General features: G+C 70.9%; 12 protein-coding genes and 1 pseudogene. 7 read left to right on the top strand and 6 right to left on the bottom strand.

The window, feature by feature from the left end; genetic code table 11:
• Positions 1 to 17 precede the first annotated feature (17 nt).
• The 3 genes and pseudogenes from AB0E94_RS31360 to AB0E94_RS31370 form a co-directional block, all read left to right on the top strand.
• A complete protein-coding gene (locus AB0E94_RS31360) occupies positions 18 to 1,046 on the top strand; it encodes an LLM class F420-dependent oxidoreductase (RefSeq protein WP_360333552.1) in 1,029 nt (342 codons plus the stop codon).
• Between the two features lies 1 nt (position 1,047).
• Positions 1,048 to 1,965, top strand: coding sequence for an oxygenase MpaB family protein (locus AB0E94_RS31365; RefSeq protein WP_360333555.1), 918 nt, complete (start codon positions 1,048 to 1,050; stop codon positions 1,963 to 1,965).
• A 67-nt stretch (positions 1,966 to 2,032) separates the two neighbouring features.
• Positions 2,033 to 3,298, top strand: a pseudogene (locus AB0E94_RS31370) (M14 family metallopeptidase); the annotation flags it as partial.
• A gap of 2 nt (positions 3,299 to 3,300) precedes the next feature.
• On the opposite strand, the gene AB0E94_RS31375 reads toward AB0E94_RS31370, so the two are convergent.
• Entirely contained in the window at positions 3,301 to 3,816 is a 516-nt protein-coding gene (locus tag AB0E94_RS31375; RefSeq protein WP_360333558.1) for a hypothetical protein, read from the bottom strand.
• An 88-nt stretch (positions 3,817 to 3,904) separates the two neighbouring features.
• Between AB0E94_RS31375 and AB0E94_RS31380 the strand changes: the two genes are divergently transcribed.
• Complete coding sequence (locus tag AB0E94_RS31380) at positions 3,905 to 4,696, top strand: serine protease (RefSeq protein ID WP_360333561.1); 792 nt, start codon at positions 3,905 to 3,907, stop codon at positions 4,694 to 4,696.
• A gap of 70 nt (positions 4,697 to 4,766) precedes the next feature.
• Here the strand turns inward: AB0E94_RS31380 and AB0E94_RS31385 are convergent, their stop codons facing one another.
• A complete protein-coding gene (locus tag AB0E94_RS31385; protein ID WP_360333564.1) occupies positions 4,767 to 5,144 on the bottom strand; it encodes a cellulose binding domain-containing protein in 378 nt (125 codons plus the stop codon).
• A gap of 83 nt (positions 5,145 to 5,227) precedes the next feature.
• On the opposite strand from AB0E94_RS31385, the gene AB0E94_RS31390 reads away from it, so the two are divergent.
• Together AB0E94_RS31390 and AB0E94_RS31395 are read left to right on the top strand one after the other, a co-directional pair.
• On the top strand, positions 5,228 to 8,134 hold the full coding sequence (locus AB0E94_RS31390) for a BTAD domain-containing putative transcriptional regulator (protein ID WP_360333567.1): 2,907 nt from the start codon (positions 5,228 to 5,230) through the stop codon (positions 8,132 to 8,134).
• 55 nt (positions 8,135 to 8,189) lie between these two features.
• Complete coding sequence (locus tag AB0E94_RS31395; protein WP_360333570.1) at positions 8,190 to 8,813, top strand: hypothetical protein; 624 nt, start codon at positions 8,190 to 8,192, stop codon at positions 8,811 to 8,813.
• Here the strand turns inward: AB0E94_RS31395 and AB0E94_RS31400 are convergent.
• Complete coding sequence (locus AB0E94_RS31400) at positions 8,807 to 9,391, bottom strand: NADAR family protein (RefSeq protein WP_360333573.1); 585 nt, start codon at positions 9,389 to 9,391, stop codon at positions 8,807 to 8,809. The genes AB0E94_RS31395 and AB0E94_RS31400 overlap by 7 nt on opposite strands.
• Positions 9,392 to 9,435: 44 nt before the next feature.
• Complete coding sequence (locus AB0E94_RS31405; RefSeq protein ID WP_360333576.1) at positions 9,436 to 10,449, bottom strand: glycosyl hydrolase; 1,014 nt, start codon at positions 10,447 to 10,449, stop codon at positions 9,436 to 9,438.
• Positions 10,450 to 10,706: 257 nt separating this feature from the next.
• On the opposite strand from AB0E94_RS31405, the gene AB0E94_RS31410 reads away from it, so the two are divergent.
• Positions 10,707 to 11,033 (top strand): hypothetical protein, encoded by a 327-nt coding sequence (locus AB0E94_RS31410; RefSeq protein ID WP_360333579.1) that lies wholly within the window; start codon positions 10,707 to 10,709, stop codon positions 11,031 to 11,033.
• Positions 11,034 to 11,082: 49 nt separating this feature from the next.
• Here the strand turns inward: AB0E94_RS31410 and AB0E94_RS31415 are convergent, their stop codons facing one another.
• The gene (locus AB0E94_RS31415; RefSeq protein ID WP_360333582.1) at positions 11,083 to 12,909 is read right to left on the bottom strand and encodes an AMP-dependent synthetase/ligase; all 1,827 of its coding nucleotides are present in this window, start codon (positions 12,907 to 12,909) and stop codon (positions 11,083 to 11,085) included.
• A 111-nt stretch (positions 12,910 to 13,020) separates the two neighbouring features.
• On the bottom strand, positions 13,021 to 14,226 hold the full coding sequence (locus AB0E94_RS31420; protein WP_360333585.1) for a TetR family transcriptional regulator: 1,206 nt from the start codon (positions 14,224 to 14,226) through the stop codon (positions 13,021 to 13,023).
• Positions 14,227 to 14,249 lie beyond the last annotated feature (23 nt).

Consider the following 14,249-nt stretch of genomic DNA (forward strand, 5'->3'; position numbering starts at 1 on the left):
AAGAGGAAAGGTGACCGATGCGCCTCGCAACGACGCTGATGTATGCCGGAGATCCACGGGCGACCGCCGACACGGTAGCCGGATGGGAGGACGCCGGGCTCGACGTGCTCTGGGTGGCCGAGGCGTACGGCTTCGACGCCCCCACGATCATGGGCTATCTGGCCGCCAAGACCGAGCGGGTGCAGATCGGCTCGGCGATCCTGCCGATCTATTCGCGCACTCCGGCGCTGCTCGCGCAGACCGCGGCCGGGCTGGACGCGATGTCCGGCGGCCGGGCGATCCTCGGGCTGGGCGCGTCCGGACCGCAGGTGATCGAGGGCTGGCACGGGGTCGCCTACGACAAGCCGATCGGCCGGACCCGCGAGATCATCGAGATCTGCCGGTCGATCTGGCGGCGCGAGGTGGTCACCCACGACGGCCTCTACCAACTCCCGCTGCCCGAGGGGCAGGGCACCGGCCTGGGCAAACCCCTCAAGATCCTGACCCATCCGGTACGGGACTCGATTCCCGTCTACGTGGCGGCGCTGGGCGGGGCCAACGTCCGCATGACAGCTGAGGTGGCCGACGGCTGGCTGCCGTTCCTGTACGTGCCGGAGCGCGCCGCCGACGTGTGGGGCGCCTCGTTGACGGCCGGCTTCTCGAAACGCGACACCGCGCTGGCCCCGCTGGAGATCGTCGCCGGCGGCCCGGTCGCGATCGGCGACGACGTCCTCGGGTTGCGTGACCTGGCCCGCCCGCTGATCGCCCTGTATGTCGGCGGCATGGGCGCGAAGGGCCGCAACTTCTACCACGACGTGGTCAGCCGGTACGGGTTCGAGAAGGAGGCCGACCTCATCCAGGAGCTGTACCTGTCCGGGCGCAAGAAGGAGGCCGCCGCCGCGGTGCCCGCCGAGCTGCTGGAGCTGAGCAGCCTGATCGGCCCGGAGTCGTACGTGCGGGACCGGATCGCCGCGTTCCGGGAGGCCGGCGTGACCGTGCTGAACGTGACGCCGATCGACGCCGACCCGCAGCGCCTGCTGTCCAAGGTGAAGGAGCTGATCAGCTGAGATGGGCCGTTACGAGCTGCGGGACCGGATCGCGGCGCTCGATCCGGAGAAGGACCACCTGGAGATCTACCAGATCTCGTCGGGCCAGGAGTTCCCCTGGGACTACACGCGGGCGCTGGAGTTCGCGCTGTTCCGGACGTACTGCGTGCCGAGCATCTCGAAGCTGCTGGCGGCGACCGGGGAGTTCCGGGACCGGCCGCAACGGCGTTACGACGACACCGCGCTGCTGATGGCCGAGATGGCCGCGCACGGGTACGACTCGGAGCGGGGCCGGGAGGCATTGAAGGTCGTAAATCGCGCCCACGGCCGGTACGCCATCAGCAACGACGACATGCTGTACGTTTTGTCGACTTTCATCTACGACCCGATCGACTGGCTCGCGCTCTACGGGTGGCGGCCGCTACACGAGAACGAGAAGCTGGCGGCGTTCCACTACTACCGCGCGGTCGGCGCCCGAATGGGCATCCGGAACATTCCGGACATTTACGATTCGTTCCACGCGTTCAAGGTCAACTACGAAGAGCAGTATTTCGTTTATTCGGATACAAATCGGCAAATCGGGCAATACACCGTCGAGCTGTTCGCCGCCTGGTTCCCCCGGGTCGTCCGGCCCGCCGTGCGACTCGGGGTCCGGGGCATGCTCGACGAACGGATGCTGAGCGCCTTCGGGTTCGACCCGGCGCCCGGCTGGGTCGGCAGTCTGGCCACGGCCGGTCTGAAAAGCCGCGCCCGGGCGTTGCGGCTCTTTCCCGCGCGCCGGGAGTCGGTGCTGGGCAAACCCAAGCGCAACCACACCTACCCCGGATACCCTTCCGGCTATCAGCCGTCCGACCTGGGCGCACCACCCCCACCCGATGACCTTCCGGCTGAGTTCCGGCGGTCATCACGTCAGGGTCAGGGGCATATTGACATGACCTGATGCATTGCTGGCCGTCGATGCCTGGGGGTTTGCTGTGAGCACCATTCCCCAGATCCGGAGGTCGTTCATGAGACGACGGTCCCTCGCGGCGCTCGCCGCGGTCACGTTCTGCGCGGCCGCGGCCATCTCCGCATCCTCCCCCGCCGGTGCGGAAGCCGTCGCCGAGCCCGCTCCGCCCGGTGAGTACGAGATCTACGACGTCCGCACGCTGAGCCAGCGCAACGCCATCGCCGGTACCGGCGTCGCCATCGAGGACTTCGAGCACGGCGTCGCAACCGTCACCGCGACCACGGGCGAGGTGACCAGGCTGCAGAAGCTCGGCTTCAAGGTCGAGCCGGTGCTCCAGACCTTCGACTTCCCCGCCGCGGACGCGGCGTACCACAACTACGCCGAGACGATCGCCGAGGTCAACGCCGTGGTCGCCGCCTACCCGGCGATCGCCAGCAAGCGGGTGATCGGCAAGTCGTACGAGGGCCGCGACATCGTGGCGGTCAAGATCTCCGACAACGTCGGCACCGACGAGGCCGAGCCCGAGGTCCTGTACGACGCCAACCACCACGCCCGTGAGCACCTGACCGTGGAGCAGGCGCTCTACCTGCTCGGGCAGTTCACCAAGACGTACGCGACGGACACCCGGGTCAAGAACATCGTCGACACCCGCGAGCTCTGGATCGTGCCGATGGTGAACCCGGACGGCGTCGAGTACGACATCGCCTCCGGCAGCTACCGATCCTGGCGCAAGAACCGGCAGCCCAACAGCGGCTCCAGCTATGTCGGCACCGACCCGAACCGTAACTACGGCTACAACTGGGGCTGCTGCGGCGGGTCGTCGGGCAGCACGTCGTCGGCCACCTATCGCGGGCCGTCAGCGTTCTCCACACCTGAGGTCCGCGCGATCCGGGACTTCGTGAACAGCCGGGTGGTCGGTGGCGTCCAGCAGATCAAGGCGGCGATCGACTTCCACTCGTACTCGAAGCTGGTGCTGTGGCCGTACGGGCACACCACCGCGAACACCGCGACCGGCATGAACGCCGACCAGGCCAACACCTTCGCCACCCTGGGCCGGCAGCTGGCGGCGACCAACGGCTACACCCCGCAGCAGTCCAGCGACCTCTACATCACCGACGGCGACTCGCTCGACTGGCTGTGGGGCGTGCACAAGATCTTCGCCTTCACCTTCGAGCTCTACCCGGGCAGCTCGGGCGGCGGCGGCTTCTACCCGCCGGCCAGCGTGATCCCGACCGAGACGGCCCGCAACCGGACGGCCGCGCTCATGGTGGCCGAGGCCGCGGACTGCCCGTACAAGGTCATCGGCAAGCAGGCGACCTACTGCGCCTAGTCCAGGTAGGCGCTCTTCCAGGCGGTGAAACGCTCGCCGTACTCGGCCTGCGCGGCGCCGACGATCCCGTCCGGGTCGTCGGTGGCCGCCAGGCCGAACTGCGTTGCCAGCCAGGCCACGAACTCGTCGTGGGCGGCCGTGTGCTCGGCGTCCGCGGACCGGTAGAAGTACACCTCGTCGTGGTCGACGGTCGGCTCGGTGTCGAAGGTGAGCAGCCGGAACAGCTCGCGGACATCGCGGGCGACCACGTGCTCGCCGCCCTCGTCACCGAAGACGACCACCGGTAGCGTGCCGTCGCCGGCCTCCCAGAGCGCGTAGAACGAGCCGCCGCCGGTGGCCCGGGCGAACGGTTTCAGCCGGGCCAGGAACGCCGGGTCCTTCGACCAGCCGGCGGTCAGGCCGGACACGTCGTTCCAGTCATCGAGGCCGAAACACTCCGAGTACGACTCGTAGCCGTGCTCGTCCTGGAACGCCTTCAGCAGGTTCAACTCGGGAACCGGAGAGTAGGTCACCTGCACACGATATAAGCGACTCGGGATGTTTATATCTATGAACGTCGATGCAATGCTCGGTTCACCCCCAGACAAGAGGAGAACCGAGATGCGCAGATGGCGAACCCTTCTGGCGATGTTGGCCGCGGTCGTCACCGCCGCCACCATGTCCCCCAGCCCGGCTCAGGCCGCCGACGACCCGGTCGTCCCGTACGTCGTCGGAGGCAGCCGCGCGGCGCTCGGCGAGTTCCCGTTCATGGTCCGGCTCTCGATGGGCTGTGGCGGGGCCCTCTACAGCTCCACCCTCGTCCTGACCGCGGCGCACTGCGTCAGCGGCACGGGCACCAACACCTCGATCACCGCCACGTTCGGTGTGGTCGACCTCCAGTCGAGCAGCCGGGTCACCCGTAGGTCGAACTACGTCTACCGGGCCCCCGGCTACAACGGCAACGGCGACGACTGGGCACTGATCCGCCTGGCCAGCCCGGTCTCCGGCACCAACATCAGCACCCTGCCGATCGTGACGTCCACGGCGTACGACAGCGGCACCTTCACCATCGCCGGCTGGGGCTCGGCCAGCGAGGGCGGCGCGCAGCAGCGTTACCTGCTCAAGGCGACCGTGCCGTTCGTCAGCGACACCACCTGCAACTCCAGCGCCATGTACGGCGGCGACGTGATCGCCGCCGAGGAGATCTGCGCCGGCTACACCGCCGGTGGCGTCGACACCTGCCAGGGCGACTCCGGCGGCCCGATGTTCCGCCAGGGCGCGTCCGGCTGGGTCCAGGTCGGCATCGTCAGCTGGGGTGAGGGCTGCGCCCGCGCCAACAAGCCCGGCGTCTACACCCAGGTCAGCTACTTCTCCTCGGCCATCCGCGCGGCGGCCACCTCGCTGGGCGGCTGACCCGTCCGATGATCACACCGGGCGTCCTGAACGGGGGCGCCCGGTGTTTCATGTCCGCACCCCGGCTCGTTCAGGCGCACGGGATCCCGTTGACGCTGAAACCGCTCGCCGTGCCGCCGGCGCCGGTCGCCTGATAGGAGACGGCAACCGTTCCGCCGGGCTCGACGATCGCGTTCACCACGATGTCGTGTGCCACCACCGAACCCGCCGGGCTCTCCAGCGAGGCCCCCTTGACCAGAAGGATCTTCTGGCTCGCCGGAAGCGTGAACCGCAGCGTCCACCCCTTGAGCGTGTCGGCGCCGGTGTTCTTGATGGCCAGCGCCGCCTGATGCACGGACGCGTCCACCTGCCGCCACGAGTAGCCCACCGCGCACCCGTCCGCGGACCCGGTGACCGGGGCCGGCAGCACCGCGGCCACACCCAGCAACGATCGGAAGATTCGCGACATTCTCTTTCCCCCTGCGTCAGTGCTCTCCATCCTCGACACCAGACACTGACGACTGTCACTGGATTTCGACTGGATGGGGACTGGTGCTGCGGATACAGGTTCTCGGGCTGACCCGGGCCTGGGTCGACGGCGAACCCGCCGACCTCGGGCCGGCCGGGCAGCGGGCCGTGCTCGGGCTGCTGATCCTGGCCGGCGGGCAACCGGTCAGCCGGGCCGCGCTCGTGCACGCCCTGTGGGACGACGAGCCGCCGGACAGCGCCGTCAACGTCCTGCAGACCCGGGTCAAACACCTGCGGCGGGCGCTCGAACCGGACCGGGCCGCCCGGTCGGCCAGCGAGGTGATTCCGCTGGCCGGGGACGGGTACCGGTTCGCCGGCACGCCGGGCGGCGTCGACCTCTTCGAGTTCCGGCGGCTGGTCCGGCAGGCCGGACAGGACCACGACGACCGGCGGCTCGACGCGGCGCTGCGGGTCTGGCCGCACGGCGAGGCGTTCGCCGACGTTCCGGTGCTCGGACGGCATCCGGCGGTCATCGCGCTCGGCGAGGAACGGCGGGCGGCGCTCACCAGATATGCGGCGGTGATGCTCGCCGACGGGCACACCGAACGGGCGGTCCGGCTACTCGCCGAGGCTGCCGCGGCGCGGCCACTCGACGAGGCCGGACAGGCGCGGCTCATCGAGGCCCTGCGTGCGGCGGGACGGCGGGCCGAGGCCTTCGAGACCTATCACGCGGTACGGGCACGACTGGCCGAAGAACTCGGCGTGGATCCGGGGCCGGAGCTGGCCACGGCACACGAGAAGCTGCTCGCCGAGGACCGGGGCGGCCTGCCGTTGTCCGCTCCGGCCGGGCCGGGAGTGGCCGTACCCCCTCCTTCGCCGAAGGCGCGAACGGCGCCGCCGCCGGCCGAACTGCCTGGAGAAATCGCAGGTTTCACCGGCCGAGAGGCCGAAATGTCCAATCTGGACCTGATCATCGACGGCGACCAACGAATCGTGGTGATCTCCGGGGCGGCCGGGGTCGGCAAGACCAGCCTCGCGGTGCGCTGGGGGCACCGCGCGCGGGACCGCTTCCCGGACGGGCAACTCTACGCTGACCTGCGCGGATACCATCCGGAGCAGCCGGTCGCGGCGGGTGACGCGCTGGCCGGCATGCTGCGCTCGCTCGGCCTGGCCGCCGACCAGATCCCGCCCGGCCTCGACGAACGGTCGGCCCGGCTGCGCAGCCTGCTCGCCGGCCGGCGGATGCTGCTGCTGCTCGACAACGCCGCCACCGTCGAGCAGGTCCGCCCGCTGCTGCCCGGCGCCGGCGCCTGCGTCGTGCTGGTGACCAGCCGCGACTCGCTCGCCGGGCTGGTCGCCGGGCAGGGCGCCGACCGTCTCGAACTGGACCTGCTGCCGCTGGCCGACGCGATCGCCCTGGTCGGGCGGCTGCTGCGGGCCCACCCCGGCGACGCGGCGGCGGTGGCCGCGCTCGCCGTCCAGTGCGCCCGTCTCCCGCTCGCCCTGCGGATCGCCGCCGAGCTGGCCCTGATGCGCGGCGTCCCGCTGTCCGACCTGGTCGGCGAACTGTCCGATCGGCACCGGCGGCTCGACCTGCTGGCCACCGGCGGCGACCCGCAGACCGACGTCGGGGTGGTGCTCTCCTGGTCGTACGGCCACCTGCCCCCGCCCGCGGCCCGGCTCTTCCGGCTGCTCGGCGTGCACCCCGGCCCGGACATCGACATCCACGCCCTGACCGCCCTCGGTGGCGACACCGGCCCGGCCGTCGACGTCCTCACCCGCGCCCACCTGATCCGGCGCACCGAGAACGACAGGTTCGTGCTGCACGACCTGCTCCAGGCGTACGCCGCCCGGCTCGCCGCCACCGACGACGAGTCGGAGCACGCCCTGGACCGGCTGCTGCGCTACTACCGGCTCACCGCGCAGGCCGCCGCCGAGACCATGTACCCGGCCGAACGCCGCCGCCTCGTCGACACCCCCGCCGCCGACCGCCCCGGACCGCTGCTGGACACCGCCGCCCGTAGCCTGGCCTGGCTGGACGCCGAACGCGCCAACCTGGTCGCCACCGCCGTGCACGCCGAACGCCACGGCCGCCCCGAACACACCACCGCCCTCACCCTGGTGCTGCTGCGCTACGTGGAGGCGGGCGGGCACCACGACGAGGCGGCCACCCTGCACACGCACGCGCTGCGGGCCGCCGCCCGGCTCGGCGACCCCCGGCAGGAGGCGAACCTGGAGACCAATTTCGCGGTGATCCTCGCCCAGCAGGGCCGCTACCCGGAGGCCGAGCTGCGGCTGCGCCGGGCCGCCGCGGCCACCACCGACCCGGCGGCCCGCGCCCGGGCTCTCGGCAACCTCGGCCACCTGCACGAACGGCAGGGCCGCTACGCCGAGGCGGCCGGCCTGCTGGGTGCGGCGATCGACCTGTGCCGGACCGCCGGCGACGCCACCGGGGAGGCCCGTGCCCTCGGCAACCTGGGCCAGGTGCTGCTCCGACAGGGCCGCCCGGACGAGGCGGCCGGCCGGCTGGGCGCGGCAGTGGTCATCAACCGGCGCATCGGCGACGCCGTCGGGGAGGCGTACGCGCTGATCAGCCTGGCCCACATCGCCCTGCAACACGGCGAGCACGAGCGGGCCGCCGCCCTGTCCGGCACCGCGCTGACCCTGTGCCGCGGCAACAACGAGCCCGGCGGCGAGGGCTACGCGCTGAACGCCCTCGGCCTGGCCCGGCTCGGCGGCGGCGACCACGACACCGCGATCGACCTGCTGCGGCAGGCGCTCGTCACGTTCAGCCGCCTCGGTGAACGGGCGGGCGAGGCGGACGCCGGCAACAGCCTCGGCGAGGCGCTGGCCGCCGCCGGGCACGTGGCGCCGGCCCGGGCCCACCACGAGTCGGCGCTCGCCCTGTCCACCGAGATCGGCGACCACCACCAGCGGGAACGCGCCCTGCGTGGGCTGTCCAGTGCCGTCCCGCCGGAGTCCAGTCGCTGACCAGAGCCGGTTCCTACCGTCCTTCCGGTCAACCGATGTCCAGGAGGGACACACGATGCGACTCTTTCGTACGCTGGCGGCGCTCGCGGCGACCGGTGCTCTGGTCTTCGCCGGGGCGGCACCGGCGGCCGCCGTCTCCGATCTGCCGAACTTCCAGATCGGCATCCAGCTGATCGACAACGGTCACGAGGTCGGCCAGATGCAGGTGACGCCGTTCGCCACGTTCGGCGGCGGCTGCTCCGACTGGGCCGGCGACCCGAACGCCTTCGACCCCGACGGCGCCCGGGTTCTGCTCATGCCCGCCGCGCGCGGCAAGCTCGGCGACCGGGACATCCGGCTGGGCATCCAGGTGACCGACCGCAACAACACCGAGACCGGCCCGGTCCAGTGGACGGCGTGGGCGAGCCAGGGCGGCAGCATGAGCCCCGACGCGTTCGACACCAACTACTTCGACCCCGACCGGGTGCGGGTCTGCCTGGAGACGCGGACCATGCCGGCCGCCATCGACCTCTACGACCTGCGGGTCTCCATCAAGACCGTCGACCTCGGCGGACGCGACCAGAACGGCTACCGCCAGTACACGCCGTGGCTCTACGACGGCGGTGGCTTCAGCCCGTGGGCGTACGACTCGAACGCCTTCGACCCGGACGGCTTCTCGATCGGACTGGAGGTCTACTGACCTGACGAGCGGCGGGGGCCGGCCACGGTCCCCGCCAGCTCCGCCCGGACCCGCATCAGAGCGAAACCCAGGAGATTCAAACCCCTCCAGCGGTACGGGTCACCCGCGCGCGGATCGTCCGCGGTCAGCCCGATGCCCCAGATCCGGTCGAGCGGACTGGCCTCGACCAGCACCCGCCGTCCCGTGGTCAGCAGGTACTCCGCCAGCGCCGGGTCCTGCCGGAACTTCGCCAGGTTGCCGGCGACCACGATCGGCGTGCGGTGCGCGTTCCACACGGTCTGATCGAAGCCGGACACGAGTCCACCGAACCGTTTGGCCTGATGCGGATGCGACGCGGTCAGGATGCGCCCGGCCATCACGTCGTCGCCGAACAGCACCGCCTTACGCCACATCATGTAATGCTCAGCAGTCGCGAACGTGTGCCCGTCCACCTCGAACCGCCCCGGCCACCACTGGCTCAGGCACCCGGCGCCGACACTCCCGTCCCGCTCGCGATCGTGCTTCCAGAAATACAAGAACTTGACCTTCGCCCCAGCCGCCCAGGCTGTGGAGAGGCCCGCGACATCGTCAAAAGGCATGCCCGGCAGTCTGCCCGCCGACCCCACCCGGGCGCTCGCCATTTTCAGGCATTGAAGTGGGGGTCCTGGGCCATGGCGCGGTAGGCGGCCAGGGCGGACGGGTCGGTGTCGAACCGGAAGTTGTGGTCGGTGCCCTCCTGGATGTCGGTGTCGAACCAGACGACCGCGCGGACCGCCGGGGTGTCCGCGACCCAGGTGTGCAGGCGCTTGATGTAGCGGGCCTTGTCCTGGACCGCGGCGGTCTCGCTCAGGATGATCGGCTTGCGGCCACCGTAACGGCCGGTCACCGGACCGAACAGTGTGGACGGTGACTCGCCGTAGAAGTTGTAGCCGGAGATGCCCACCCAGTCGACGTGCTCGTCACCCGGGTAGTAGCGCTGCACCTGGTTCCACGACTCGGCCGGGGACGAGTTCCAGTTGGGGCTCCAGATCCAGGACACGTTGGTGGCCCCCTGGTCGGCGAAGATCTCCCGCAGGCGGCGCCACACGCGCACGTAGCCGGCCGGGTTCCGGCCGTTGGCCGCGCCGGACCACTCGAACCAGTCGCCGTTCATCTCCCAGCCCCAGCGCAGCAGGATCGGGCGGTTCATGCCCTTGAGCCGGCGGGCCACCGAGCGGATGGTCGCGTCCGAGCCGCCGTCGAGGATCCCGGCCCACGGGGCGCCGTGCCAGGAGACCATCAGCAGGCTGCTGCGGGCGACGTCGGGTTCGCTGGTGGGCACGTAGCCGTCCCACGGGTAGAACCGGTGCACGATCCGCTGTTCGCGGTCGAGCTGGCCGCGGCGCAGGGCGAGGCTCTGCCGCAGGGTCTTCCCGCCCAGCGCGAGGTAGGAGCCGAGCATGACGCCGGGCTCGTCGGTCGCGGACGGTGACGGTGACGGGGAAGCCGACGGCGATGCGGACGGCGGTGGTGCGGTAGCCGTGAGCGCAGTGCCGAGCCGTTCGGTCGCGGCCGGCAACGTCCCGGCCGGCGACGGCGTCCCGGACCGCGCCGGGGAGGTGCCGCAGCCCGCCATGCCGGTGAGGGCCAGCAGGGACAGCAGCTGACGGCGTTTCAAGGCGGCACCCACTTCCGACGCGTTCGTGACCGCACGGATCTTGCCGCAAGCGCGCCTGAGTGAGGTCAGCCGAACGGCCGGTGAGCTGCGAAAACATGACTCAGCACACAGGGCCTGGTCGGCTGAACGGCGGATTCTGCGGGGCCGAATGGGCCACCGGGCCGGGTTCTCCTGACCCGTCGGCGGGCCGCGCGTAGCTTTTGAACCGCCGGGGACGCCAAACCGGCGGCCCCGGAAACAACGGGGAGGAAAGAACAATGAACCTTCGCAAGAGCTGCGCCCTCGCTGCCGGAACGCTCTTCATGGCCGGCACCGCGGTCGTCGGAGTCACCGCACCGGCCGTCGCGGCGCCCGCGCCGACCACGCAGACCGTGACGCCGAGTGATCCGTGGCCGAGTCAGGCCTTCCGGAAGGGTTACCGGGACGGCCGCAGGGACGGCTGGCGTGAGGCCCGGGACGAGTGTGAAGACTCGCACAAGTCCATGTTCAAGCTGCACAGCCAGAGTGAGTCGGACTACATGCGCGGCTACGACAAGGGCTGGGAACGCGGCTACGCCGACGGGTTCGACGAGTTCTGCTACTGATGCCGGCCGCCCGGCCGGAACCCGCACGGGGTTCCGGCCGGTGCCCGTCTCAGCTGTAGAGGGCGCCGATCTCGTCCGCGTAGCGGTCCTGGATGATCCGGCGCCGCAGTTTCAGCGTCGGGGTCAGCTCGCCTGACTCCGGGCTCCAGCCACGGGCCAGCACCCGATACGTCTTGACCTGCTCCGGCCGGGACAGCTTGGCGTTGGCGGCGGCCACCGCGGCGTCGATCTCGGCCCGCAGCACCGGGTCGTCGGCCAGTTCGGCGACGGTGGTGGCGGGCAGCCCCTTGGAGCGCGCCCACAGCGGCGTGATCTCCTCGTCGAGGACGATCAGGGCGGTGACGTACGGCCGCCGGTCACCCACCGCGACAGCCTGGGCGATGAGCGGGTGCGCCCGCAGCAGGTTCTCGATCTGGGCGGGTGAGATGTTCTTCCCGCTCGAGTTGATGATGAGTTCCTTCTTGCGGTCGGTGATGGTCAGGAACCCGGCGTCGTCGAGCACCCCGACGTCACCGGTGGCCAGCCAGCCGTCGCCGTCGGTGATCGGCTCGATCCCGCCGTCGGCGCGCAGGTATCCGGCGCTGACCAGCGGCCCGCGGACCAGGATCTCGCCGTCCTCGGCCAGTTTGATCTCCATGCCGCCGTTGGGCTGCCCGACCGAGCCGGTACGGAAGCTCTCCGGCGTGTTGATCGTGGCCGTGCCGGTGGTCTCGGTCATGCCCCACACCTCGAGCACGTCGATCCCGATGCTCGCCAGGTAGAGCAGCACCGCGACCGGGATGGGCGCGGCGCCGCTGCCGGCCCACAGCATGTTGTCCATGCCGAGTCTGGCGCGCAGCGGTTTGAGCACCTGCGCGTCCAGGGCGGCGTGCCGGGCGGCCAGCTCGTCCGGGATCGGCTGGCCGGCCTCGCGCAGCCGGTAGACCTCGGTGGCCACCGCGCGGGCGGCCTCGACCGCGGCCTGCACCGGTGGCTCGGCGGTGGCGAGCTGTCCCTGCACGCCGGCGACCATCTTCTCCCAGATCCGGGGCACGCCGAAGAACGACACCGGCCGGACCCGGACCAGGCCGGCCAGCAGCTGGGTCGGGTCGGGGCAGATGGTGACGTGTCCGGCCCGGTAGATCGGGTTGTAGACGCCGAGGACCCGTTCGGCGATGTGCGCGAGCGGAAGGTACGCCAGGGAGGCGGCGTGATCCGGGGTGTCGATCGTGTTCGCCATGACGACGCACTGGTAGAGCACGTTGTGGTGGGTGAGGACGACACCCTTCGGGTCACCGGTGGTGCCGGAGGTGTACAGCAGTGTCACGGGCTGCTCCGGCCGTACCTCCCGCCAGGTCTTCTCGAAAGCCTCCGGGTCGGCCTGGTGCGCTGCGGCGCCGCGGATGCTGACGTGCCGCAGCGTGATGACCCGGCCGTCCGGGTCGTCGGCGGCCCGGTCGATCACCACCACCCGGCGGATCTCCGGCAGGTCGTCGAGGATCGGCCGCCAGCGGTCCAGCGCCGCCTCGTCCTCCAGCACGACGACCCCGGCCTTGGAGTGCCGGGCCAGGTAGCGCAGCTGGTCGGTGGAGAGGGTGGCGTAGACGGTGGACGGGATCGCCCCGAGCGACGCCGCGGCCAGGTCGATCAGCCAGTGCTCGGGACGGCTGGACATCATGATCAGCAGGCGGTCGCCGGCGCCGAGGCCGAGGTCGGCCAGCCCGCGGGACAGCACGGCGACCTCGTCGCGCACCTGTTTCCAGGTCAGGGTGCCGGACGAGCCGAGCAGGCTGAGCGCGGGCAGGTCCGGGTACTCGGTGGCGTTGCGGTGCAGCAGGGCGGGAATCGTCAGGTCGCGGGCTGTATCGGCGCACCGCTGCTGGATGTCGGAATCCATGAGCTGCCTCCTGGGAAAGCCGAAGACGGACGGCTATGGCGCGACTGTAAACGCGCACTAACTTCCTGGGAAGACACCATGCGAATCCGGCTTAACTTTCTCAGGGTTTCATCAGGCTTTCAGCACGGTCAGAGTCAGTCTGGTGAGGTGCTTGTCCATGCCCGAGCGGCGGTCGAACCGGACCAGCCGGCTCAGGTCGGTGACCAGGTTGAGGCCGGCGTGCACGAGCACCCGGGCCTCCGGTGCGGCCAGCCCGGGGCGCAGCCGGCCGAGCAGGCGCACCCACTCCTCGACGTGCAGGCGCTGCATCTTGCGCAGCTCATGCCGGTCCGCCTGGGGCAGATTGTTGTTCTCCGCGAGGTAGACCGCGACCAGGGCGCTGCGCTCGAAGGTGAGCTCCACGTAGGACTCGGCCATCCGGCGCAGCGCGTCCTCGTCGCCGGTCGCGCCGGCCAGGGCGGCCGCGGTGGACTCGGTGACCCGCTCGGAGGCGCGGTAGAACGCAGCCGCCAGGATGTCGGCCTTGCCGGGAAAGTAACGATAGACGCTTGACGCGTTGATCCCCGCGGCCCGGCCGATGTCCTCCACCCCGACCGCGTGGTAACCGTGCCGGTGGAACAGCTTGATCGACTCGGCCAGCAGGATCTCCCGGCGCGCGGTCACGCCGACCGTCGGCTCCGGCGGCGGGTACTCCGGCATCGGCGAGACCGGGGTGGCCGGCTCGTCGTGCAGCACCGCCCACGCCACCCGGCGCAGCACCAGCTCGGCCCGGCCGCGGGCGATCGCCGCCCGGTGCGTGCCCAGGCTGCCGAAGACACTGAGCGCCGCCCGGACCAGCGCGAACGTGTCCCGCCCGGTCAGCTCCGGGCGCAGCTCGCGCAGCGGGGCGGCCAGTCGCGCGGCGAGCGTGCTCAGCTCGGCCAGGAACTCCTCGCGGTGCTCCGGCTCCAGATAGCGCCACTCCCACTGGTAGAGCCCGGCCACCCGGCGGTGGTCGACGGCGAGCCGGGCCAGCACCGCGAGCAACCGGTCCAGCCGCTGCCCGGGATCGCCGTCGGCAGGCAGGTCGGTGGCGGTCAGCACGGTCTCGACGAGCTGGCGGGTGGCGTGCACCAGCATCGCGTACTTGTTGGAGAAGTGCCGGTAGATGGCCGGGCCGCTGATGCCGACCGCGGTGGCGATCTCGTCGAGGCTCACACCGTGGTAACCGCGGTCGCAGAACATCTCAGCCGCGGCCAGGGCCAGCTGCGACTTACGGTTCTTGGGGCGTTTGCGGACCTCTGCTGGTGCCGGTTCGCCGGCCGCGGCGACGCTCATGGAGCACAGCCTAACGGTGATCT

The sequence above is a fragment of the Actinoplanes sp. NPDC026670 genome (assembly GCF_040638175.1).
Lineage (GTDB): Bacteria > Actinomycetota > Actinomycetes > Mycobacteriales > Micromonosporaceae > Actinoplanes.